The 20,818-nt window shown below is 49.7% G+C and carries 16 protein-coding genes and 2 riboswitches; of the genes, 9 read left to right on the top strand and 7 right to left on the bottom strand.

From position 1 onward, the window contains the following. Window positions 1-11 precede the first annotated feature (11 nt). The 4 genes from DW947_RS00865 to DW947_RS00850 all read right to left on the bottom strand — a co-directional run bounded on the left by DW947_RS00865 (window position 12) and on the right by DW947_RS00850 (window position 6,265). Window positions 12-1,526 (bottom strand): PepSY domain-containing protein, encoded by a 1,515-nt coding sequence (locus tag DW947_RS00865; RefSeq protein WP_118930803.1) that lies wholly within the window; start codon window positions 1,524-1,526, stop codon window positions 12-14. 69 nt (window positions 1,527-1,595) lie between these two features. Continuing rightward, window positions 1,596-2,543, bottom strand: a complete 948-nt coding sequence (locus DW947_RS00860) for a sirohydrochlorin cobaltochelatase (RefSeq protein WP_118930802.1) — start codon at window positions 2,541-2,543, stop codon at window positions 1,596-1,598. A gap of 17 nt (window positions 2,544-2,560) precedes the next feature. After that, the gene (locus DW947_RS00855; protein ID WP_008663413.1) at window positions 2,561-3,883 is read right to left on the bottom strand and encodes a hypothetical protein; all 1,323 of its coding nucleotides are present in this window, start codon (window positions 3,881-3,883) and stop codon (window positions 2,561-2,563) included. A 21-nt stretch (window positions 3,884-3,904) separates the two neighbouring features. Further along, window positions 3,905-6,265, bottom strand: coding sequence for a TonB-dependent receptor (locus tag DW947_RS00850; protein WP_118940790.1), 2,361 nt, complete (start codon window positions 6,263-6,265; stop codon window positions 3,905-3,907). Window positions 6,266-6,386: 121 nt separating this feature from the next. After that, window positions 6,387-6,595, bottom strand: a riboswitch (cobalamin riboswitch). Window positions 6,596-6,637: 42 nt separating this feature from the next. Further along, window positions 6,638-6,843, top strand: a riboswitch (cobalamin riboswitch). A gap of 134 nt (window positions 6,844-6,977) precedes the next feature. Between DW947_RS00850 and accC the strand changes: the two genes are divergently transcribed. From accC to DW947_RS00830, 4 genes are all read left to right on the top strand, one after another. Further along, entirely contained in the window at window positions 6,978-8,489 is a 1,512-nt protein-coding gene (gene accC / locus DW947_RS00845) for an acetyl-CoA carboxylase biotin carboxylase subunit (RefSeq protein WP_057252490.1), read from the top strand. 31 nt (window positions 8,490-8,520) lie between these two features. Beyond that, the gene (locus DW947_RS00840; protein WP_005836686.1) at window positions 8,521-9,036 is read left to right on the top strand and encodes a biotin/lipoyl-containing protein; all 516 of its coding nucleotides are present in this window, start codon (window positions 8,521-8,523) and stop codon (window positions 9,034-9,036) included. Window positions 9,037-9,090: 54 nt separating this feature from the next. Continuing rightward, window positions 9,091-10,623, top strand: coding sequence for an acyl-CoA carboxylase subunit beta (locus tag DW947_RS00835; RefSeq protein WP_009038542.1), 1,533 nt, complete (start codon window positions 9,091-9,093; stop codon window positions 10,621-10,623). A 127-nt stretch (window positions 10,624-10,750) separates the two neighbouring features. After that, window positions 10,751-12,436 (top strand): putative transporter, encoded by a 1,686-nt coding sequence (locus DW947_RS00830; RefSeq protein WP_009038541.1) that lies wholly within the window; start codon window positions 10,751-10,753, stop codon window positions 12,434-12,436. A gap of 95 nt (window positions 12,437-12,531) precedes the next feature. Here DW947_RS00830 and DW947_RS00825 read toward each other — a convergent pair whose 3' ends face one another. Then, window positions 12,532-13,272, bottom strand: coding sequence for a nucleotidyltransferase family protein (locus DW947_RS00825; protein WP_009038540.1), 741 nt, complete (start codon window positions 13,270-13,272; stop codon window positions 12,532-12,534). Window positions 13,273-13,297: 25 nt separating this feature from the next. Next, window positions 13,298-14,728, bottom strand: a complete 1,431-nt coding sequence (locus tag DW947_RS00820) for a phosphotransferase (protein WP_009038539.1) — start codon at window positions 14,726-14,728, stop codon at window positions 13,298-13,300. Window positions 14,729-14,822: 94 nt separating this feature from the next. Between DW947_RS00820 and DW947_RS00815 the strand changes: the two genes are divergently transcribed. From DW947_RS00815 to DW947_RS00795, 5 genes are all read left to right on the top strand, one after another. Further along, complete coding sequence (locus tag DW947_RS00815; protein ID WP_009038538.1) at window positions 14,823-16,232, top strand: cobyrinate a,c-diamide synthase; 1,410 nt, start codon at window positions 14,823-14,825, stop codon at window positions 16,230-16,232. Between the two features lie 50 nt (window positions 16,233-16,282). Further along, entirely contained in the window at window positions 16,283-18,001 is a 1,719-nt protein-coding gene (locus DW947_RS00810) for a fimbrillin family protein (RefSeq protein WP_117962419.1), read from the top strand. 143 nt (window positions 18,002-18,144) lie between these two features. Beyond that, window positions 18,145-18,342: a hypothetical protein gene (locus DW947_RS00805; protein WP_005836934.1), complete on the top strand. Its 198-nt coding sequence runs from the start codon at window positions 18,145-18,147 to the stop codon at window positions 18,340-18,342. Next, window positions 18,342-18,935, top strand: a complete 594-nt coding sequence (locus DW947_RS00800; protein WP_005829300.1) for a zeta toxin family protein — start codon at window positions 18,342-18,344, stop codon at window positions 18,933-18,935. The genes DW947_RS00805 and DW947_RS00800 overlap by 1 nt, the downstream gene beginning before the upstream one ends. Before the next feature lie 3 nt (window positions 18,936-18,938). After that, window positions 18,939-19,511 carry a cob(I)yrinic acid a,c-diamide adenosyltransferase gene (locus DW947_RS00795; RefSeq protein ID WP_005836935.1) on the top strand — a complete coding sequence of 191 codons (573 nt, stop codon included), beginning with the start codon at window positions 18,939-18,941 and terminating at the stop codon, window positions 19,509-19,511. A gap of 31 nt (window positions 19,512-19,542) precedes the next feature. On the opposite strand, the gene pncB is transcribed toward DW947_RS00795, so the two are convergent. Beyond that, complete coding sequence (pncB, locus tag DW947_RS00790; RefSeq protein ID WP_005829296.1) at window positions 19,543-20,727, bottom strand: nicotinate phosphoribosyltransferase; 1,185 nt, start codon at window positions 20,725-20,727, stop codon at window positions 19,543-19,545. Window positions 20,728-20,818 lie beyond the last annotated feature (91 nt).

Genomic DNA, 20,818 nt, shown 5'->3' with positions numbered 1-20,818 from the left:
GTTTATTCTCGTTAATAGCGTTTTTGTCTTTTACAACATTTTCTTCTTATATAATTCACACTTAACGCCACACCCGTGATGCAAACGGCTGTACCTCCAAGCAGCAATACCCAAAGCACAGTCTTGCGCAGGGTGGCATTGGAGTTCAGACCGGGCAGACGCATGCGGTGCAGGGCTGTATAGCTCCAGTATTTCCAGCGGGAGGAGGTGTCTACATGGCGGATGATTCCCGTTTCCGGGTGAATGTAATAGACGCTCCGGTCCGGGTCGTCCACCGTTATCTTCCAGACGGGAAGCTGGGGTCGTCCGCGATACATATTGCTCATGTCGCGATAGTAGGTCTCGAAATGTTCGAGCCGGGAGATACGTATGCCGGGGATATGTTGTGAAGAATCACGCTGGGAGGTATAAATGCTTTCCACGCCTTTCAGGATTTCTTCTTCGGAGAGTTGTAACGGACGCGGCAGGCTGTCGGCGGCATCGATGTAATACTCGTTTTTTCTATCTTTTACGATGTAGTAGGGATGTTCGCGGAAGTTGCGCCACTCTATCTGCAAAGCTTGGGGATAGGCAGCTATGACACGGCGGTAGTCCAAGGGGTAATCCTCCGGTTGTGGGGCACGGGCATGGAGCGTGCGTGTGGCGCTGCCTTTCTTCAGTGCCGGTTTATGAATCCATTCGGGAATGTCTGCCAGAGACATCATGCCGCTGAAGGTGAAGGTCAGTACGAAGATGCCGAAAAATATTCCGCTGACGTAGTGCCAGTGATACCATCTTTTTCGGTAGGGGGAGAACTTGGGATGGCGGCTTCGGTGCGTCTTACGCCATACATCCACAGTTACCCAAATGCCGGCAATGACCATGAGACAACCCAGAGCTGTGAGCCAGATGACGGTCTTAGTCCAAAGGACGGTGTCCTGCCGCAGCCAGGTGAAGTATACCCAGTGGGGAATGGCACCCAGCCATGCCCAGAAGCGTTCGCTTCTGTTGGAGAACTGCAAGGCCTCACCGTTTTGTGAACTCAGATAGAGCTGTGTCCCGGCATCGTCGGCAAAGTATATTTTATAAATGGGCATTTCCTTTTTCAGTTCAGCGAAGGGAATCCATTGGTCCAGAGAGTGGAGGGTGTCGATACGGGTAATGGGAGAAGAACACCACAAAGCTGCTGTCCGGTGCAGGTGTTCACTGTCCAGAGAGGGTCGTGAGATGGTGGAATCGGCAAGGAAATGAAGCGTGCCTTTTGTGGTACTAAAGCTGAACTCGGGGTGTCCGGTATTGAGGTTCAGTATCGTAGACCTGACCTTTACGCCACGGGGCAGGCGGGCTGTGACGGAGGAGATGTCCGGAAGTGAGTCTCCGGTTTGGGAGAGCATATCCAGCTTTTGCATTTTCTCTTTGGCGCTGACACGGGGAAAGCGGTGGTACATCATCACGAAGGCGGAGAGGAACCACATGAGAAATAGGATACAGAGCAAAGTGCCCAGTATCCTATGAATAGAGTACATCAGTTTGGTGATAACATTCATTGTCGTTCGCGTTTTTCCTGCAAAAGTACAAGATGATTCAAGAACACTAAATACCCACTAATGGGTATATTATTCTGTGTCTTTTCCGGCAGCATAGGCCGCCTTCTTCGTCATGATGTCCAGCATGCGGTGCTTCAGTCCGAAACGGATATGGTCAATGAATATTTCTTGAATTTCCGGAATTTGTCCCAGTCCTTCCAGTTGTGCACTGACGGTGAAGCCTTCTTTCTCGAGCATCTCCTTCCACTCTCCGGCAATGTCGTTTTTGGCATGGTCTCCGGCAACAAACATGAAGGGTATGAGGGTCACACGTTTGGCTTTCCCGGCTTTCAGTTGTGCCAGCATGGTGTCAAAGGTTGGATAACCTTCGATGGTGCCCACATGGAAATTGGTCAGTCCGCCTGCTTTCAGCATATAGTCCATCTGACTGTAGATGGCGGTACTGGGGGTATAGGTGCCGTGACCCACAAGGACGAAGTGTTCTTTGGTAGCTTTCTTGCTTTGTGCCGGGGCGTTGTAGCGGTTCCCCAGAATACTTGCCACTTTCTCTGCATCTTCGATAGAGTAGAGCAGGGGAGTACCTACACGTATTTCCTTGAAGAAGGGTAGTGCGTTTTCCACATCCCGGCGGAGGGATTCCATTTCTACTCCGTCAATGATGTTGGTGCTCTGCACGATGAGGTGTGTGTAACCTTCGCTGCGCAGTTTCAGCATGGCATCCAGTGGAGTCAGCTTCGTGGTGCCGCGCTCTTTCAAGCGGCGGATAATGATGCGCGACGTATAGGCTTCTTGGAACTTCAACTCCGGGAAGGCAGCTTGTGCCTTGGCGTTGATGGCATCAATGGTGAGGGCACGGGTATCGTCATGCGTAGTGCCGAAGTGCACCATGAGCAGGGCGGCCTTGTCACCGGGTTTCATACTTGCAAGCATATCGCTGTGCTCGTAATTGCCTCCCCCGTGCGCATGGCAGAGGAGGAGGAAATTACAAAGGAATAAAAAGACAAACAAATTCTTCATAAATACTGATGCTTGTTTTAATCGTTCTCTATGACACGTATCATATCGAAGTAGAAGCGTCCGTCCACTTCGGCTCCTTTCTCTACATTACCGGTCTTGATGTCATAGATGTAGATAACGGCGTTGGCATCTTCTTCAGTGTTTACACCAATGTATGCTTTGTTGTTGAAGATGACAGAACGCTGTGAGAAGCGACCGCCGCTGTAACCGATTTCCTTGCCATCATAGCTTAAGCGTGTCTTGGTTCCGGTGGCAAGGTCGATGACGGTATAGTAGTGTGAGAATGCATCGATAGCTGTAGGCTTTTTGATTCCTGCAGCAGCTGCTTTATCGCTGATAGGAGCTTTGTCATTGCGAGCATAGACCAAAGCTTTGTTGTTTCCTAAATACTGAACTGTCATCAACTTACCGTCTGCATTTTGATAACCGTTGTAGGAAGTGTCAAATTCTGTTGCGCCTACCTTAATGCGTAGTAGCATCCCCTTTTCAATACCACTTGCCTCTTCATGGAAACAAGCCAGGTAGAGGTTGTCTGCTTCGTCATACATCACGCAGTTTTGCATCAGCTCTCCATAGGCACTTCCTGCCATTTCACCTTCAACGGGAGATTTGATGTCTTTTTCTACTTCCATAGTTACCGGATTGATGATGGCTGTGTGGAAATTAGGCTCTTGTTCGCTTGCAATTGTCAGACCGGCTTTTTCTTTCCAATAATAGAAGTAGTACAATCTATTGTCCGATTTGCGGTAGGTAAGGATACCGGAGCTTGTCAGCTTGGTCCAGTTGGTAGGATCAGGTATGTTCAGAGTACCTTCATCGAGGATTGTCAGGTCTTTTGCGTTCAGCTTTGTATAAATCACTTGGTCTTTCCCGCCATTGGTAGACATGATGATGAGTGTATTGTCGTCAATCCAGGCATGTGTGTAGGCACGCACCTTATAGCTGTTGGTCTTGAAGGGACGTTCTGCAATTACCTGAACAGCATTGTTCTTGATTTGATATTTCACGAAACGGTCATTGGTTGCGGGAATCTGGTAGTAATATTTTCCTTTAGAGATAGTCTCCATGGAGTAATCTCCCAGTTCCGAACCTTCTCTTTTCACAGTGATGACACCCTGCTCTGCGGCCAATGAGTTGACGCTATGGACGATAGTGGTATTCTTGCTACTCATCCCGCCGTGCTTGTCTACGGTTACAAATAGGTCGAAGTGATAGTTATCCTCATTGACTTCCGGGTCCGGATTAGGATTAGGTTCCGGGTCATCATCGGAACACGCTGTGAATGACAGTGCCATCATGGCAGCCATAAAGGCAATCAGTGTAAATTTGAATTTTCTCATTTTGAATGAATTATTAAATGATTAGTTAATGAATAGTCTGAATTTAGCAAAAAAAGCACGTCCGGGCTTCTGCAGCTTGTAGTTGTCATAGGCTGTCTTGTCGAGGAAGTTGGTACACTCCAAAGCCAGATTATAGCGTCCGCGTCTCCATGAGTAAGTGATGTCGGCATTACAGATGTGCTGGGCGGGAATGCGTGCCTTGTTGTCATACGAGCCGTAAGCTTCCCAGGTCAAAAAGTACCAGTGCACCCACTGATAGGTACAACCCAGGCGCAGTCTGCTTTCGGGCAGGGCGATGTTGCGGAAGGTATAGTATGCTTCTACACTGCCAAAGAGCCAGGGACGGTTGGGCACACGGTTGTTGTAGGTGGCGGAGGGTTTTCCGTCGCCCTTGTACTTCTGCTGGTCGCGGGTGTCTTGGTAACTGACGTTGGTGGAGAGCTGCAGTCTGCCTTGCCAGTCGTAGCGTATTTCCCCTTCCACACCTTTCACGTGGACGGCAGGGACGTTGGTATATTGCATCGTGCCTTCTTTCTCGGCAATGCTGGTCTGAATGTAGTTGTTTACCTTGCGGAAAAATCCGCTCATCTCGTAATAGAATGTATGTCCATTGCCCGGGTGCCATGTGCCGAATAGAGAAGCATTGAAGTTGTTACTGTTTTCCGGTTTCAGTGCCACGTTGGCATAGATGGTGGTACCGTTTCCCAACAGCTCGCGGGCAATGGGTAGTCTCACACTATGTTCGTAGGATACTTTGATGGATAAAGGTTCTACGATGGTGTATCGAAGTCCAGCACCGTAGCCCAAGTAGTTCTTGGTGGTGGAACCTTGCACATCCTTCGAGCCGGTCACGCTGGATTGGTCGGTCTGCCGGATATTGGGATGGTTGATGTAGTCTTTTATGAAGAATACGTTTTCCATCTTGCCATCCAACAGAGACTGGTTGTAGGAGAGTCCCAGGATATGTTTGGTAACCACATCTTTTGACGGCTCGAAGCTGGTATCAAGGTCATCGAAGCGGTCGTTTCCGGTACGGCTCAAATGGTAGTTCAGATTAAAGCTGTGATGGGTATTCAGCTGATAGTCCAGGTTGGTGCGCATAATGGTGAGCGGACGCTTGTAGTGGCGTATGGATGGTTCTTTGCCCATAATCTCGTTGCGCTGGCTCACGATGTATCCTCCATCCCAATAGTACTTCCGATAGGCAGTGTCCACGGTCAAGGAATGGTCCCAGGTGTGGGAGAGGGAGGCATTCAGTTGCATGTTCTTCAGGATGAAGTTGTACTTCTGATAGCGGGCAGAGATGTTCCAGGAATCGGAATTCCTTTCTGCCATTCCGTATACTTTGTTTTGGACAGACCCCGTCTGCAGTTCCTTGTCTGTTTTTGAATAGGAGGCGGAAACAAAGAAGGCATCAGCCCAGGATTTGTTGACAAATCCGGCTTCCACCTGTGCCAGTAGCGAGAAGTAGCCGTCATGAAAACGCTTGGGATTGCCATATATGAAATTGTCTCCGCTTTCGTCGCGCATCTGCACATTCTTCATTCTATAATCGTTTTTGGAGTAGTTGATGCCAACGGTTGGCCGGACTATTAGTCCGGTTCCCTTTTCTACGAACTGGGTGTTCAGGTCCGTCTTGTGTGTATGGAAGGAGCCGATGCCGTAAGATACATCCAGATAATTCTTCTTCTCCTGCTTTGTAATGATATTGATGGCACCGCCCAGTGCATCTGTTCCCAAGCTGGCAGGGACTACTCCTTTGTATATCTCAATCCGGTCTATGATGTTAATGGGTAAGTTGGCGAGGGAAACACCGCTTCCTTTGGTGTCCAGTGGCATTCCGTCCAGAAAGTAGCGGATTGAATTTCCGGACAAGCCGTTGATGGAGAGGTCGAAGTCCGAGCCAACCCCGCCTTCCTCTCTCACCTTGATGCCCGTTGTACGGTTCACCAGGTCGTTGAGGTTATTTAGTGAGTTTACTATCGGCTTGATGTCGAGTGCATTGACAGCAAAGGCCCCTTCCTTCACTTTCTGCGTTTGGGTCTTTCCGTATACTTCGACAGAATTCAATGCCACGGCGCTTTCCTGCAATGTGAAATTCTGTTTTTTATCCTGCCGGATGTCGAGGGATTGTTTCACGGTTTGGTAGCCCAGGAAGGAGACGATGAAGGTATGTTTACCCGGAGCGACTTGCAGTGAATACTTCCCCCGGTCGTCCGTATAGGTGCCGGAGGTGGTGTTTTCCACTGCGATGGTGGCTTGGGCTACCGGTGTCCCGTGCTGGTCTTTGACTTTTCCGGATAAGGTGACCTTATTCTGTGCCATACTACCTGCAGGCAGTAGGCAGATAAATGTAAATAGCAGTCCTGTGATGAATCTCATTTCAGTTCCTTATAAGCGTTCGTAACTTGCCCTCAAGGAAAAATGAACAAAGAGAAAGATTCCTTTATATGGATAAAGAATGCCTCGACTCAATGTTTTGTTGCTTTATTCCCCGAAAGCACTAAAACTATGTTGTCTTGGCAGGTCTTCTGACTTATCCCTCTTTGAATGCCTTCCCATCCGCCGGGCGGACAGTGGCTTGTAGAATATTCAAAGATTTTGGAAGGATTTACAGCAGCGGGTCTGTTCAGGATTTGCACCTGATTCCCTTTTTCATCACTCATCTCCAACAGAACCGGGAGAGGTGAAACCAAAACTGGGACAAAGATAACAAAAACTATTAGGTTTGCGAATACTCCTGATAATTTTTGTTATCTTTGCCCGCGAATTGGTTCCGGATGCATGTTTCCATCATCTGGATTAAAAGGGAATCGGGTGTAAATCCCGGACAGTCCCGCTGCTGTGAAGCTCCGTTTATATCATGAAAAACACCCTTGCCACTGATATGCATTGAAATATCGGGAAGGCTTCAGGATTAGGAGTCAGTCAGAAGACCTGCCATTCATTAAAGGCTGCCTTTGCTCGTGGGTTAGGAAGACAGTACGAAGATATTAGTTGAACATTTAAACAAGAAATGGAATGCCTTTGTTAAAGGTATGTCCGCATTGTGGTGTGACTATATATATCCTTTATATATTAAAGAAAAAGTAAAATGATTAAGAAAGTATTGATTGCCAACAGAGGTGAGATTGCCTTGCGCGTCATGCGTTCGTGCCGGGAGATGGGACTGCTTACAGTTGCGGTCTTCTCCGAGGCCGACCGCACCTCTCATCATGTGGCATATGCCGATGAGGCTTATCCGATAGGACCGGCCGTGGCAAAAGAGAGTTATCTGAATATTGAAAAAGTGATTGCCACGGCAAAGCGATGCGGTGCCGATGCCATCCATCCGGGTTACGGCTTTTTGTCGGAGAACTCGGAGTTTGCACGCCGTTGCAAGGAGGAAGGGATTATCTTTATCGGTCCCGCCGCCGAGACGATGGAGGCGATGGGCGACAAGATAGCTGCCCGCAAGCGAATGATTGCGGCAGGCGTACCCGTGGTTCCCGGAACGGAACAACCTTTGCAGAGTGCCGAAGAAGCCGTGCGCATCTGCAACGAGGTAGGTTATCCCGTGATGCTGAAGGCGTCTATGGGTGGCGGTGGTAAAGGTATGCGCCTTATCCATAACGAGAGCGAAGTGGTGGAAGCCTACAACACGGCACGCTCCGAGTCCATGTCCTCCTTTGGAGACGACACGGTCTATCTGGAAAAGTTCGTGGAAGAACCCCACCACATCGAGTTCCAGATATTGGGCGACAACCACGGCAACGTCATCCACCTCTTCGACCGCGAATGCTCCGTGCAGCGTCGCAATCAGAAGGTGGTAGAAGAAAGCCCGTCACCCTTCCTTACGCCGGAATTGCGCCGGGAGATGGGGGAGAAGGCGGTTGCCGCAGCCAAGGCAGTGAACTACTCCGGTGCAGGTACCATCGAGTTTTTGGTAGACAAGAACCGTCGGTTCTACTTCCTCGAAATGAATACGCGCTTGCAAGTGGAGCACCCCATCACGGAAGAAGTGGTAGGCGTGGACCTGGTGAAAGAGCAAATCCGCATTGCTAACGACGAGGTGCTGCACCTCAAGCAGGAGGAACTGTTCCAGCGCGGCCATGCTATAGAGTGCCGCATCTGTGCCGAAGATACGGAAAACAACTTCATGCCGTCTCCCGGTGTCATCAAGCAACTGACGGAACCGAACGGAATCGGTGTCCGCATTGATAGCTACGTGTACGACGGCTATGAGATTCCCATCTACTACGACCCTATGATAGGTAAGCTCATCGTATGGGCAACCACCCGCCAGTATGCCATCGAGCGTATGCGCCGTGTGCTCTACGAGTACAAGATTACGGGCGTAAAGACCAACCTTGCCTATCTGAAGCGCATCATGCACGTGCCCGACTTTGTGAAGGGAGAGTACAACACCCTCTTTATCGAGAAGAACGCCCGCATGCTGGTACGTACCAACACTGCCAACGAAGAGTTGGAGAACATCGCCATGATAGCTGCCTATATGGACTATCTGGTCAATCTGGAGGAGAATGTTTCGGCACAGCTGTCCGATGGCCGCCCCATCAGCCGTTGGAGGGAATTTGGCTTGCAGAAGGGAGTGCTCAGGATTTAAGGAATGGATAATTGATAATGGATAATTAATAATGGAAATACATATAGGAGACCGTATCGCAGACATTACCCTGGTGGGTAAGGAAGGGAATAAGGTACAACTTACCATTGACGGAAAGCCCTACGAAGTGGACATTGTGATGGCAGAGAACGGAAGTTGCTCCATCCTGCACAACGGAAACTCGTTCAACGCAGGCCTTGTGCGCGGCGAGGGCGGCAAGAGTTATGACATCAGCATGCTCCAGCGTTCCTTTCATGTGGACATCGTGGACACGCAAGCCAAGTATCTGCACATGAAGAAAGGAGCCGACGAGAAGCAGGGCGACAAGATTCTGGCGCCGATGCCGGGCAAGGTAGTGAGCATCCCCGTCAAGGTGGGCGACCGACTGGCTGCCGGAGACATTGCCGTGGTGCTGGAAGCCATGAAGATGCAGAGTAACTATAAGGTAAATGCCGACTGCATCGTCCGCAACATCCTCGTGAGCGAGGGCGAACCGGTAAATGCCAACCAAGTATTGATTGAATTGGAGTTGATAAAGGAGGAATAATCCCGAGTCGCATTCAGTCCGTATATTATAAATCACTAAATTGTAAATGCAAATATGAACAGAGAAGAAATATACCGCCAGTTTGAGGAACTGGATAAACGTGCCTCGCTGGGTGGGGGCGTAGACAAGATAGAGAAACAACACGCCTCCGGCCGCATGACTGCCCGCGAACGTATTGACATGCTGCTGGACAAAGGCTCGTTCAATGAGCTGGACAAGTTCGTGAACCACCGTTGCACCAACTTCGGCATGGAGAAGAAACAGATTGCCGGAGACGGCATGGTGTCCGGTTACGGAAAGATAGACGGCCGCCTTGTATTTGTCTATGCCTACGACTTCACGGCGCATGGCGGTTCGCTCAGCGAGACGAATGCCGCAAAGATTGTAAAGGTGCAGCAGCTTGCCCTGAAGAACGGTGCTCCCGTCATTGCCCTCAACGATTCGGGCGGCGCACGCATCCAGGAAGGTGTGAACAGCTTGGCAGGCTATGCCTCCATCTTCTATCAGAACACCATTGCGTCGGGTGTCATTCCGCAGATATCCGCTATTCTGGGTCCGTGTGCCGGTGGGGCATGCTACTCTCCGGCGCTTACCGACTTTATCTTCATGGTAAAGGAGCAGAGCCACATGTTTATCACCGGTCCGGACGTGGTAAAGACCGTGACCCACGAGGAGGTGGACAAGGAGGAACTGGGCGGTGCCTATACGCATAGCAGCAAGAGCGGCGTTACCCACTTCATGTGCAATACGGAGGAGGAGACACTGATGAGCATCCGCGAGCTGCTGAGCTTCCTGCCGTCCAACAATATGGAGGATGCTCCCTTCACTCCCTGCTCCGACGATATCCATCGCCGGGTAGAGGCGCTTCAGACCGTCATTCCTGAGGACCCGAACATGCCCTATGACATCAAGGATATTATAGAACCGGTGCTGGACAACCAGTACTTCTTCGAAGTGATGCCTCACTTTGCCAAGAACGTCGTTATCGGTTTCGGTCGTCTGAACGGGCGTTCGGTAGGTATCGTGGCAAACCAACCTGCCTATTTGGCGGGTGTGCTCGATATTGATGCCAGCGACAAGGCGGCACGTTTCATTCGTTTCTGCGACTGCTTCAACATCCCGCTGATAACCTTCGAAGATGTTCCCGGCTTCTTGCCCGGAACGATGCAGGAGCACAACGGCATCATCCGCCACGGCGCCAAGATTGTCTATGCCTATGCCGAGGCCACCGTGCCCAAGATAACGCTGATTACCCGCAAGGCATACGGCGGCGCCTACATCGTGATGTCCAGCAAACCGACGGGTGCCGACGTGAACCTGGCTTATCCGCAGGCGGAAATCGCCGTGATGGGTGCCGAGGGTGCAGTGAACATCCTCTACCGCAAGTCCTCTGCCGAAGAGAAGCAGGAGATTATCAAGGAGTATGAAGACAAGTTCTCCAACCCTTACCGCGCCGCCGAGCGTGGCCTCATAGATGAGGTCATCATGCCGCGTGACACCCGCTACAAGCTGGTGCAGGCATTGGAGATGGCGCACAACAAGAATCAGAGCAATCCACCGAAAAAGCACGGCAACATGCCTTTATAATAGTAGTTATTTTTTATGTGTGAAATGCGTATCCCCGGAGAAGTGATTTCTGTGGGGATACACTTTTTAAATAGAGAATTAAGAATTAAACAATAAGGCTGAAAAGTAAAAACTAAAGATAGAAACTATGGAACTATTAAGAAACCTCTTTGAGGGTTATCCCAACCTTTGGGGCGGAGGAGTGGCACACTCTGTCCTAATTCTGTCCCTGGTCATCACCTTCGGTATCATGCTGGGCAAGTTGAAGGTGGCAGGCATCTCGCTGGGTGTCACCTGGATTTTGTTTGTGGGCATTGTCTTCGGACATTTCGACATGAACCTCGACGAACATCTGCTGCACTTCCTGAAGGAGTTCGGCTTGATACTGTTTGTCTATTCCATCGGTCTGCAAGTGGGACCGGGATTCTTCTCCGCTTTCAAGAAGGGCGGACTTACGCTGAACATGGTAGCAATGCTTTCCGTCTTCCTCAGCGTGGTTATCACCATTGTGTTGCACTTTGCCACCGGAATCCCCATTACTACGATGGTGGGTATCTTGTCCGGAGCCGTGACCAATACCCCCGGTCTGGGTGCTGCCCAGCAGGCAAACAGTGACCTCAACGGGGTGGATGCTCCGGAAATCGCACTCGGATATGCCGTTGCCTATCCGCTGGGTGTGGTGGGCTGCATCCTGGCGCTGCTAGCCTTGAAGATTTTCATGCGGATTAACACCCAAAAAGAAGAGGAGGATGCCGAGCACGGGCTGGGTCATCTGCAGGAGCTGACCGTGCGTCCCATATCGGTAGAGATACGCAATGAGGCAATAGACGGCAAGCGGATCAGAGATGTGAAACCATTGTTGAACCGTGCGTTTGTCATCTCCCGCATCCGGCACACCGGCAGTCAGGAAACAGAACTGGCGAATGCCGATACGGTGCTGCACATGCAGGATGAAATTCTGTTCATTGCCAACCCGAAAGATGTGGAGGCCATTGTTGCCTTCTTCGGAAGAAAAATTTCGGTGGAGTGGGAACGGGAGGACAAGAACTTGATTTCACGCCGCATCCTCATCACCAAGCCGGAACTGAACGGCAAGTCTCTGTCTCAGCTCAAGATACGTAACAACTTCGGTGCCTGCATCACCCGTATCAACCGTTCGGGCGTGGACCTGGTGGCAACTCCCCACTTGCAGTTGCAGATGGGAGACCGTGTGACGATTGTAGGCAGTGAGCTTGCCGTGAGCCATGCGGAGAAGGTGCTGGGTAACTCGCTGAAGCGTCTCAACCATCCCAACTTGATTCCTATCTTCCTGGGTATTGCCCTGGGATGTATCTTGGGCAGTCTGCCGTTCATGTTCCCCGGCATTCCCCAACCCGTGAAACTGGGACTGGCCGGCGGACCGTTGGTGGTTTCCATCCTCATCAGCCGTTTCGGGCCTCAATATAAGCTGATAACCTACACGACGATGAGTGCCAATCTGATGATACGCGAAATCGGTATCGCCTTGTTCCTGGCCTGCGTGGGGTTGGGTGCAGGAAAGGGATTCATCGATACCATTATCTACGAAGGCGGCTATGTGTGGATTGGCTATGGGGCCATCATCACGGTTGTCCCGTTGCTGGTGACAGGATTCATGGGGCGCTATTTCTGGAAGCTGAACTACTATACGCTGATAGGTGTGCTGTCCGGAGCTAACACCAATCCACCTGCATTGGCCTATTCCTCGGACTTGACATCCTGCGATGCCCCTGCGGTGGGATACGCCACAGTCTATCCGCTGGCTATGTTCCTGCGGGTGCTGACGGCTCAGTTGCTGATACTGGCGTTGGCGTAGTTTCACCATAGATAATCTATGGTACATAGGTTGATTTGATAACAAGTAATGTAAAGGGAGCTAACAAGTAATGTTAGGCTGCTTTACATTACTTGTTATTTTTGTTTGTAGTATTCCTCCGCTTGTGCCAGTGTCTCCGGTTTGCCGATGTCGAACCAGCGGAATCCTTGCAGCGGATAGCCTTGTATGTGCACCTTTGTGCAGGCGGACAAGTAGAAAGGAATGATGGAGAACTTGCCGTTCCACTGCCCATCGTCCATCAGGTGGAAGAGGGAGGGGGAGATGATGTGGATACCTCCGAAGGCGAGTTCCCGGTACTTCGTTTCCCGGTAGTCGAAGCCTGCCGGTTTCACCTCTCCGGTGGACTTGTTTATCCAGCCGTGCAGGTGGTAGTCGTCGTCAAAAAGGAGATAGCGGGAAGTCTTGCGCTCGCTCACAAGCAGGGTAGACTCCGCATCGCTCTCCAGATGGTGGCGGTAGAGACCTGCAAGGTCAATGTCCGTCAGAATATCCGCGTTGTGCACCAGGAAAGGTTCTTGTCCGTCCAGAAAGGGGCGTGCCTTTTTGATGCCTCCTCCGGTGTCGAGCAGCATGCCGCGTTCGTCGCTGATGTGAATCTCCGTGCCGAAGTTGTCGTGGGCACGGAGGAAGTCGATAATCTGCTCCCCGAAGTGGTGGATATTGACCGTTATCTCGTTGAATCCTGCTTCCTTCAACCGCAGTATCACCCGTTCCAGCATGGGCTTTCCTGCTACGGGAACGAGGGCCTTGGGCATGTTGTCCGTCAAGGGGCGCAACCGGGTGCCCAGGCCGGCGGCGAAAATCATGGCTTTCATATTGGCATATTCTCACATTAGCACATTAAACTTTGGCCTTAAACGTCTGTTCAATATTCTGTTCTCTATGTATCAGGTTCACTTGCACGCCGAACTTCTTGTGCAGATGTTCCGCCAGGTGTTGTGCCGAATATACGGAGCGGTGCTGTCCGCCGGTGCAGCCGAAGCAGACAGACAGATTGGTGAAGCCGCGTTCCATGTAGCGCTTCACGGAAGCGTCGACAAGGGCGTAGGCATGCTCCAGGAATACGGCTATCTCGCCGTCGTCTTCCAGGAAGCGGATAACGGGTTCGTCCAGTCCCGTGAAGGGTTTGTAACGCTCGTACTTGCCGGGGTTGTTCACAGCGCGGCAGTCAAAGACGAAACCTCCTCCGTTGCCCGTGGAATCTTCGGGGATACCTTTTTTGTAGGCAAAGCTGGTGACTTTCACCACGAGGCGACGCTTTTGCAGGTCGTCTGTAAACTGTTTCAGATCGGTGAGTTCGCGCAGAATCCGGCAGAGGTAGGGATATTCTGGATAAGGTTCTTGGAGCAGTTGGCGAAGGTTCTCGATGGCGAAGGGGACACTTTGTATGAAGTGGGGCTTCTTCTCGAAGTAACCGCGGAAACCATAGGCACCCAGCACCTGCATGGTGCGGAACAATACGAAGTGGCGAAGCTGGGCATAGAAATAAGCCTCGTCCACGGGCTGGTACTTGCGCAGGGCGTCGATGTATTCCTTCAGCAACTCTTGGCGCAGGCTGTCGGGATAGTTTGCTTTGGCCTGCCACAAGAAGGAGGCAACGTCGTAGTAGACCGGACCTTTGCGTCCGCCCTGGAAGTCGATGAGCCACGGTTCGCCGTCCTTTATCATAACGTTACGGCTCTGGAAGTCGCGGTACATGAAGGTGGCGGAGCTGCTACGGAGCAACACGTCTGCCATCTTCTGGAAGTCGTCTTCCAGCCGGTCTTCCTGGAAGTCCATTCCCGTAGCCTTGAGGAAGCAGTATTTAAAGTAGTTCAAGTCCCACAGAATGCTGCGGCTATTGAACTCTGCCTGCGGGTAGCAGTAGGAGAAGTCCATGCCGTCGGCTCCGGCAAACTGTACGGCGGGCAGCAGACGGATGGTCTTGCGCAGCAACTGTTTCTCTTCCTCACCGAATACGCTGGTCTTGCGGCCTTTCTCGATGGCATTGAATAGGAGCGAGTCGCCCAGGTCTTCTTGCAGATAATAGATATCATCTTCGGAGCGGATGAACACTTGCGGTACGGGCAGTCCTTTCTGGCGGAAATGTTCTGCCATGTAGAGGAAGGCGCGGTTCTCCTCCACAGACTCTCCGCTGACGCCGATAAGTGTAGGACTTCCGATGAGGCGGAAGTAACGGCGGTTGGAGCCGGAGGAGGGGAGTTCGTCAATCTGTTCCGGTTCGTGTCCGGTATGTGCGATGTAGAGTTTCTTAAGTTCTTCGGTTATCATGGTGGTATGTTTTATTTTCGCAGCTAAGATAAAACTTTTGTCGGAGATATGCTTACCTTTGCAGGAGGAAAATATTTAATTTGATAGCTTCATAATGGATTCCATTCCTCAGTTTCTCATAGCCGCCCCTACATCGGGCAGTGGAAAGACCACCGTCAGTCGTGGACTGATGGCATTGTTTGTGAAGAAAGGTCTGAAGGTGCAGCCTTTCAAGTGCGGTCCCGATTATATAGATACTAAGTATCACGAGGCGGTATGTGGCCGTCCTTCCATCAATCTGGATACTTTCATGGCATCTCCGGAGCATGTCCGCAGTCTGTATGCACGCTATTCGGCAGATGCTGATGTTGCCGTGGTCGAGGGGATGATGGGGATGTACGACGGGTACGACCGCGACCGGGGCTCATCGGCAGAAGTGGCACGGCTCTTGGGTATTCCTGTGGTGCTGGTGGTCGATGCCAAGTCGGCTGCCTATTCCATGGCTCCTTTGTTGTCGGGGTTCATCAATTTCCGTCCGGATATACGTATTGCGGGAGTTATCTTCAATCGTGTCGGCTCACCCCACCACTACCGGATGCTGCAGGAGGTCTGTGAAGACTTGAACGTGACTTGTCTGGGCTATCTGCCCAAACGGAAGGAACTGGAGCAGGAGTCACGCCATCTGGGGCTGGATTTCAGCCGTTCTAAGGAGACGGAGGGGCTGGACATGCTGGCAGGCTTGCTGGAGGAACATGTGGACTGGGAACTGCTACTCTCGACAATCGGGCTTCCATTGCCTGCGGCGGCTGTGGAGGAGAAGTCGGTACTATCAGAGCCGGGGAAGCTGCATATCTCGGTAGCGCGCAACGAAGAGTCCTTTTCCTTCCTCTATGCGGAGCATCTGGATATTCTGCGCTGTATGGGCACGGTCACTTTCTTCAATCCGGAGCAGGACCGGGCTATTCCGCAAGAGACGGATTTGCTCTATCTGCCCGGCGGCTATCCCGAGAACCGTCTGGAGGAACTTGCCGGGGCAAGGCTTGCCAGGGAGTCTATCCGCAGCTATATAGAGGCTGGTGGCAGGACGCTGGCAGAATGCGGGGGGATGATATATCTTTCGCAGTCCGTTCTTTCTGATGGGGATACGGACGGGGGAGGCAGTGATACAGACGGAAGAAGCACCGGGAACAGTGTAAGCAATGTCGGAAATGAGATGGTGGGAGTATTACCTTTCAGCATCACGAACGAGCGTAAACGCAGGAAACTGACATTGGGATACCGTCGATTCGACTATAACGGATGGCGGCTTAAAGGACACGAATTCCATTATACGCAGCTTGCTGTGCCCGAAGCTGGTGGAAAAGAAAGTGGTGCGTACAGTCTTACTCCCTCGATAGTGCAGGTTTTCAATGCCAGAGGAGAGAAGGTCGCTACTCCCATTTTTCGTTATAAGAACCTGATTGCCAGCTATACACATCTGTATTGGGGCGAGATGGATGTGATGTCTTTGTTCGGTGGAGCCTAATCTTGTAAAACATCTTTTGAATCTGCTGGACTTTCCTTCTTTTTCCTTTCATGTTTTGCTTGAAAAGTCCCGGTATTTCTGCATATTTATATTCCAAATTTGTTTGTATCTTTGCGATAGAGAAAAGGTCTACGGGCTGTGAGGGAGTCCCCTTTACAATCCGGGCTATAGTAGCTGATTTTGAAGAGTTATCCCATGCAGGAAAGTCCTCTACACGTACCTCTGTAAAGGATGAACATCTTAAAATGGAGTTTGTCGATGGTGATTCGATTGGTGTTTTTGCCATAAAGGACGGTGCTATAATGGATGATATTGATAATGCCAAATTGGTTTACAATAGGTCAAGCGGCAGTTGGAATCCGGTGGGAAATGGTACACTTTATTGGTATGATGGAGTGAGTTATGTCGCATACTATCCATATAGGAGGAATATCACAATAGATGTCTCAAAGGGTATGGACGGAGCTATTGCCTCACTGACCGGGAATGAAAAACTGCAACCTTCGAAAGACCAGTCCACAACAGAAAAGCATATTGTCAGCGACTTGTTGATTGCCACCGGCGTACCTGCTATTGACAATTCTTCCGGAATAATCTTGAGCTTGCAGTTTCAACACCAGTTTGCATTGCTTGTGTTGCAACCGCAAGTATACGTAGGTTGTTTTGCTCCTGAAAAGGCAGGCTTTGTTTACCATATGGAATCGAGGGTTTTAGGAACAGACTCGGTAGCTATTAATGTGAGTCTGAATGGTATTACTCCATATCAGATAGATTCTTTGAAATATTGTGCCATTGTTCCGCCACAAGCAAATGCACGGGTTACCGGAAACTATACGACTACCAATGGAAGAGATGATACGAATATAAAGATAAATTATTCGGGCAGCTCCATTACTCTTGTTTCTGGAAAATGCTATACTCTGAAAGTTATCAGTCCCGTACCCGGTAAAGGAAGTATAGAAAGAAAGCTTTATCCCGGGGATTTTATCTTTCAGAACGAAATCGATAGAAGAATAGAGGTACATCCAGGAAATGGAATGTTGGAAGAAGATGGGAAAATCTATGATTATAAAAATGCTATCGGAATGGTAATTACTTGCGATCCGGAAAGGATGACAGACAAGAAGTGCAATGAAAAGGGATGGAATCATGCCTATGTGATGATGTTGGATAGTTTGAAAGAAGGGAATTGGGGACCGGTGGATTTAATCGAAGTGGGTATTGACACAATATCAATAGCTGATGTAAAGTCAAAGCATGATTTTAGTAGAATCAAGAATAACATGAATGGCTACTCTGAAACTTTACAGATGCTGGCAAATCATGAGGGTGATGCATCTTTTGTAAGCGACTGTCGTGCTTTTTATCTGGTGAAAACTTACAATAACAGCAATAAGGTACCGGATGGGATTGAACGCAGTCCGTGGTTTCTGCCAAGTATAGGGCAATGGTTTGATATGTTGGTGAATATTTGTGGAAGATCTCCGGAAAACTTCCAACACAATACCGGTAATGGTTTACAAGATGAAAAGTGGGGACAGGAAACGTTAGATAAATTAGAAGGACAGTTATCCAAAGTTGGTAAATCGTTACCGCAGTTTAACGTGAACTACAGACTTGGTTTCAGTTGCAGTTCTCAATATGATAAAGATAGAAACTGGATGCTTCTCTGGCATATCGATGATCCCTTATACAAATGGGAAAGGGTTTGTTTACAAGGATATAATAAGACTTCTGTATGGCATGTCCGGCCGTTTTTTGCTTTTTAATCATTCCTTGATTAAAAACAGTTCTAATCTAAGTTTGAATTCATTATGAAAAAGTCCGGATAGCGCATTGATATTTTATGTAATTTCGTTTGTGTTCTCGAAATAGTGGAGTATCTTTGTTTTCATTTAAATATATTATGATTATGAAACTGAATACTTATCGCTTGTCTTCTTTGGAAGACCCTACTGATGAACAACTGCATGCTTTGATGGAACAAGTGGCTGTTGCGGCCCGTGAAAGTTCTCGCAAGGCAAAAAGAGAATTGGAGCGGAGAATGCAAGAGGTGAGAGAAAAATTGAAAGCATATAGAGCTAAAAATGTAAGTGATATATCCATGTGATGAACGAAAAAAATCCGACACTTTGTATAGTAGCTGGTCCGAATGGTTCGGGTAAAACTTCTACGACAGTGCAACTGCTTCATAATGAATGGGCAGAAAATAGCCTTTACATTAATCCTGATAATATAGCGCAAGAACAATATGGTGATTGGAATTCTCCCGTTGCAGTATTGAAGGCAGCAGAATTGGCGACTAAAATGCGTTATGAGTGTTTAAGGAAAAGGCAAGATTTTGTATTTGAAACAGTCTTTTCCTCAGACGAAAAACTTGCATTTGTTGAAGAAGCAAAAAAAGCAGGATTTTTTATTCGCATTTTTTTTGTCTGTACAAATAATCCTGAGATAAATGTACGGCGTATTACACAGCGCTATTTGAATGGAGGGCATGAAGTTCCCATTTCCAAAATTATTTCCCGTTATTATAAATCGTTATTGAATATAGGCAAAGCAATATCCTTGGTTGATAGGGTATATGTCTACGATAATTCAATAGAAAATCAAATTCCTCGATTATTGTTCCGCACTGTAAACGGGACCCTCTTCAAACAATATGTAGAGGAAATCCCGCAGTGGGCACAGTTCCTTATCAAATAGAGAATGAAAAGAGTCTATACCAAAACTGGAGACAAAGGAACAACGGGTATTCATGGTGGCGCGCGTGTGCCGAAAGATGACATCCGTATCGAGGCAAACGGATGCCTTGATGAATTGAATGCCGTGATTGGTATCGTGCGCTCCATGCTGGCGGCAGAAGATGGATGGCAGGAGTTGCTGCATGCTGTCCAGCGGGAACTGATGGTGGTGATGAGCCATGTGGCCACTCCCTCGGGAGTGGTGAACCCTAATCCGCTTTCTGCCGCAGAGCTCACGCTGCGCTGTGAGCAGGAGATGGATGCCATGACCGTCCTGCTGATGACGGACAACGGCTACTTCCTTTTGCCTGGTGGCACTCCCATATCAGCCCAACTGCAGTTTGCCCGTACCGTGGCCCGCCGTGCCGAACGCCGTTTGTGGACACTCCATCGCCAAGACCCCGTGAACGAGGATATTCTGCGCTTCATCAACCGCCTTTCGGACTTGTTCTTCGTCATGGCCCGCATGGAGATGCAGCGGCAGGACTGGCCGGAGGAGAAATGGCAAGAGTTTGCCTACAAAAGGAAAAGACAGTAAGCACTTATCGCTAACCGCCGGGAAGCTGTTTTCAGCATAGGGGTTCTATTTGCTGTCCGAGCCTTAAATCATACAGACATGCCCGTACTTCCGCTTCGCTGCCGATATGCTTTCCTGCATCGTCGGACAGCTTCACGCATTCGCGCCATTCCTGGTTGACGTTCATCTTGCATTGCGTCAGTTTCATTACGATGTTGGAGGGCTTGAATCCGGTATCATTCGTCAGATTGGTGCCGATGCCGAAGGAGCAGCGGATTTTGCCCCTGCAATGCTCCTGGATGTCGAGTGCCTTGCCAAAATCGAGCGCATTGCTGAAGACGATGGTTTTAGTGGTAGGGTCGATGCCCAGTTCGCGGTAGCGGGCAACGAGCTTGTCGGTGAAATCGAATTCATCGCCGGAGTCGCAGCGTACACCGTCGAATAGTTTGGCCTGCTTGCGGCTCAGGTTACTTAAGAAAATGCCGGAGGTATAGGTATCGGACAGTGCGATGCCCAAGTCACCGTCGTACACGTTCACCCAGTTTTCCAAGGCCATGTAGTTGGCGTGTTTGTAGCCGAACTGTGCGCCGTGGAACATGAACCATTCATGCGGATGCGTCCCCATAGGCTTCATGCCGTATTTCATGGCGAAGTGGCAGTTGGAAGTCCCGGTACAGTATTCGGCGGCTTCCTTCAGACGGTCTATGACTTTGTCCTGCACTTCGAACGAGAAGCGTCTCCGGGTGCCGAACTCTGAAAAATACAGCTGGTGTCGGTTGGAGAGTGCCACCTTTTCGGACAGTTTGCAGAGTATGCCGTCCATGTCGGCCACGTTTCCCAAAGAACGGTTCTTTATTTCGGATACGATAGAAAGCAGGGGGACTTCGTAAAGGGTGGCCTTGTACAGATAGTCCGTGATTTCAATGTTCAGGTGCCGGTCCTCGTCCAGATGGATGCTTACCTTCTCCGGCTGGAAGCGGAAGGAGGAGAGCCACTCCCAATAGACCCTCGGCAGGAAACGGCAGTGGCGGGTCATGTATTCCAGCTCTTCGGCAGTAAGTACGGTCTGTGCCAGGCTGTCCACCGCCTCTTGCAGTTCTTTCAGAAACGTGTCCGTATAGGCGGTGTCGTCTCTGTCCTTGAAGCTGAAAGTGCCCATGGCATAGGGAAACAATTTGATGTAGGCATACGAGGTGGTGAATTTGTAAAGGTCTGTATCGAGTATGGTATGAATCATGGCAAAATATTCTTTAGTTATGATGTTCGATTTTGGGGATGAAGATAGTGAAAATTTCTTATTTGACCAGCCTCTATCTGTTAACAACGGC

Origin of the sequence: Bacteroides sp. AM44-19 (assembly GCF_003603395.1) — a bacterium.
GTDB lineage: Bacteria > Bacteroidota > Bacteroidia > Bacteroidales > Bacteroidaceae > Bacteroides > Bacteroides uniformis.
This window is presented reverse-complemented; position numbering and strand designations above follow the sequence as displayed.

Excerpts from the sequence above, each read along its gene's own strand:
- DW947_RS00795 (WP_005836935.1), top strand. The coding sequence starts at position 18,939 with ATGAAAAGAGTCTATACCAAAACTGGAGACAAAGGAACAACGGGTATT.
- DW947_RS00810 (WP_117962419.1), top strand. The coding sequence starts at position 16,283 with ATGTTTTGCTTGAAAAGTCCCGGTATTTCTGCATATTTATATTCCAAA.
- DW947_RS00835 (WP_009038542.1), top strand. The coding sequence starts at position 9,091 with ATGAACAGAGAAGAAATATACCGCCAGTTTGAGGAACTGGATAAACGT.
- DW947_RS00800 (WP_005829300.1), top strand. The coding sequence starts at position 18,342 with ATGAACGAAAAAAATCCGACACTTTGTATAGTAGCTGGTCCGAATGGT.
- DW947_RS00860 (WP_118930802.1), bottom strand. The coding sequence starts at position 2,543 with ATGAAGAATTTGTTTGTCTTTTTATTCCTTTGTAATTTCCTCCTCCTC.
- DW947_RS00830 (WP_009038541.1), top strand. The coding sequence starts at position 10,751 with ATGGAACTATTAAGAAACCTCTTTGAGGGTTATCCCAACCTTTGGGGC.
- DW947_RS00820 (WP_009038539.1), bottom strand. The coding sequence starts at position 14,728 with ATGATAACCGAAGAACTTAAGAAACTCTACATCGCACATACCGGACAC.
- DW947_RS00825 (WP_009038540.1), bottom strand. The coding sequence starts at position 13,272 with ATGAAAGCCATGATTTTCGCCGCCGGCCTGGGCACCCGGTTGCGCCCC.
- DW947_RS00850 (WP_118940790.1), bottom strand. The coding sequence starts at position 6,265 with ATGAGATTCATCACAGGACTGCTATTTACATTTATCTGCCTACTGCCT.
- DW947_RS00865 (WP_118930803.1), bottom strand. The coding sequence starts at position 1,526 with ATGAATGTTATCACCAAACTGATGTACTCTATTCATAGGATACTGGGC.
- DW947_RS00805 (WP_005836934.1), top strand. The coding sequence starts at position 18,145 with ATGAAACTGAATACTTATCGCTTGTCTTCTTTGGAAGACCCTACTGAT.
- DW947_RS00840 (WP_005836686.1), top strand. The coding sequence starts at position 8,521 with ATGGAAATACATATAGGAGACCGTATCGCAGACATTACCCTGGTGGGT.
- DW947_RS00855 (WP_008663413.1), bottom strand. The coding sequence starts at position 3,883 with ATGAGAAAATTCAAATTTACACTGATTGCCTTTATGGCTGCCATGATG.
- pncB (WP_005829296.1), bottom strand. The coding sequence starts at position 20,727 with ATGATTCATACCATACTCGATACAGACCTTTACAAATTCACCACCTCG.
- accC (WP_057252490.1), top strand. The coding sequence starts at position 6,978 with ATGATTAAGAAAGTATTGATTGCCAACAGAGGTGAGATTGCCTTGCGC.
- DW947_RS00815 (WP_009038538.1), top strand. The coding sequence starts at position 14,823 with ATGGATTCCATTCCTCAGTTTCTCATAGCCGCCCCTACATCGGGCAGT.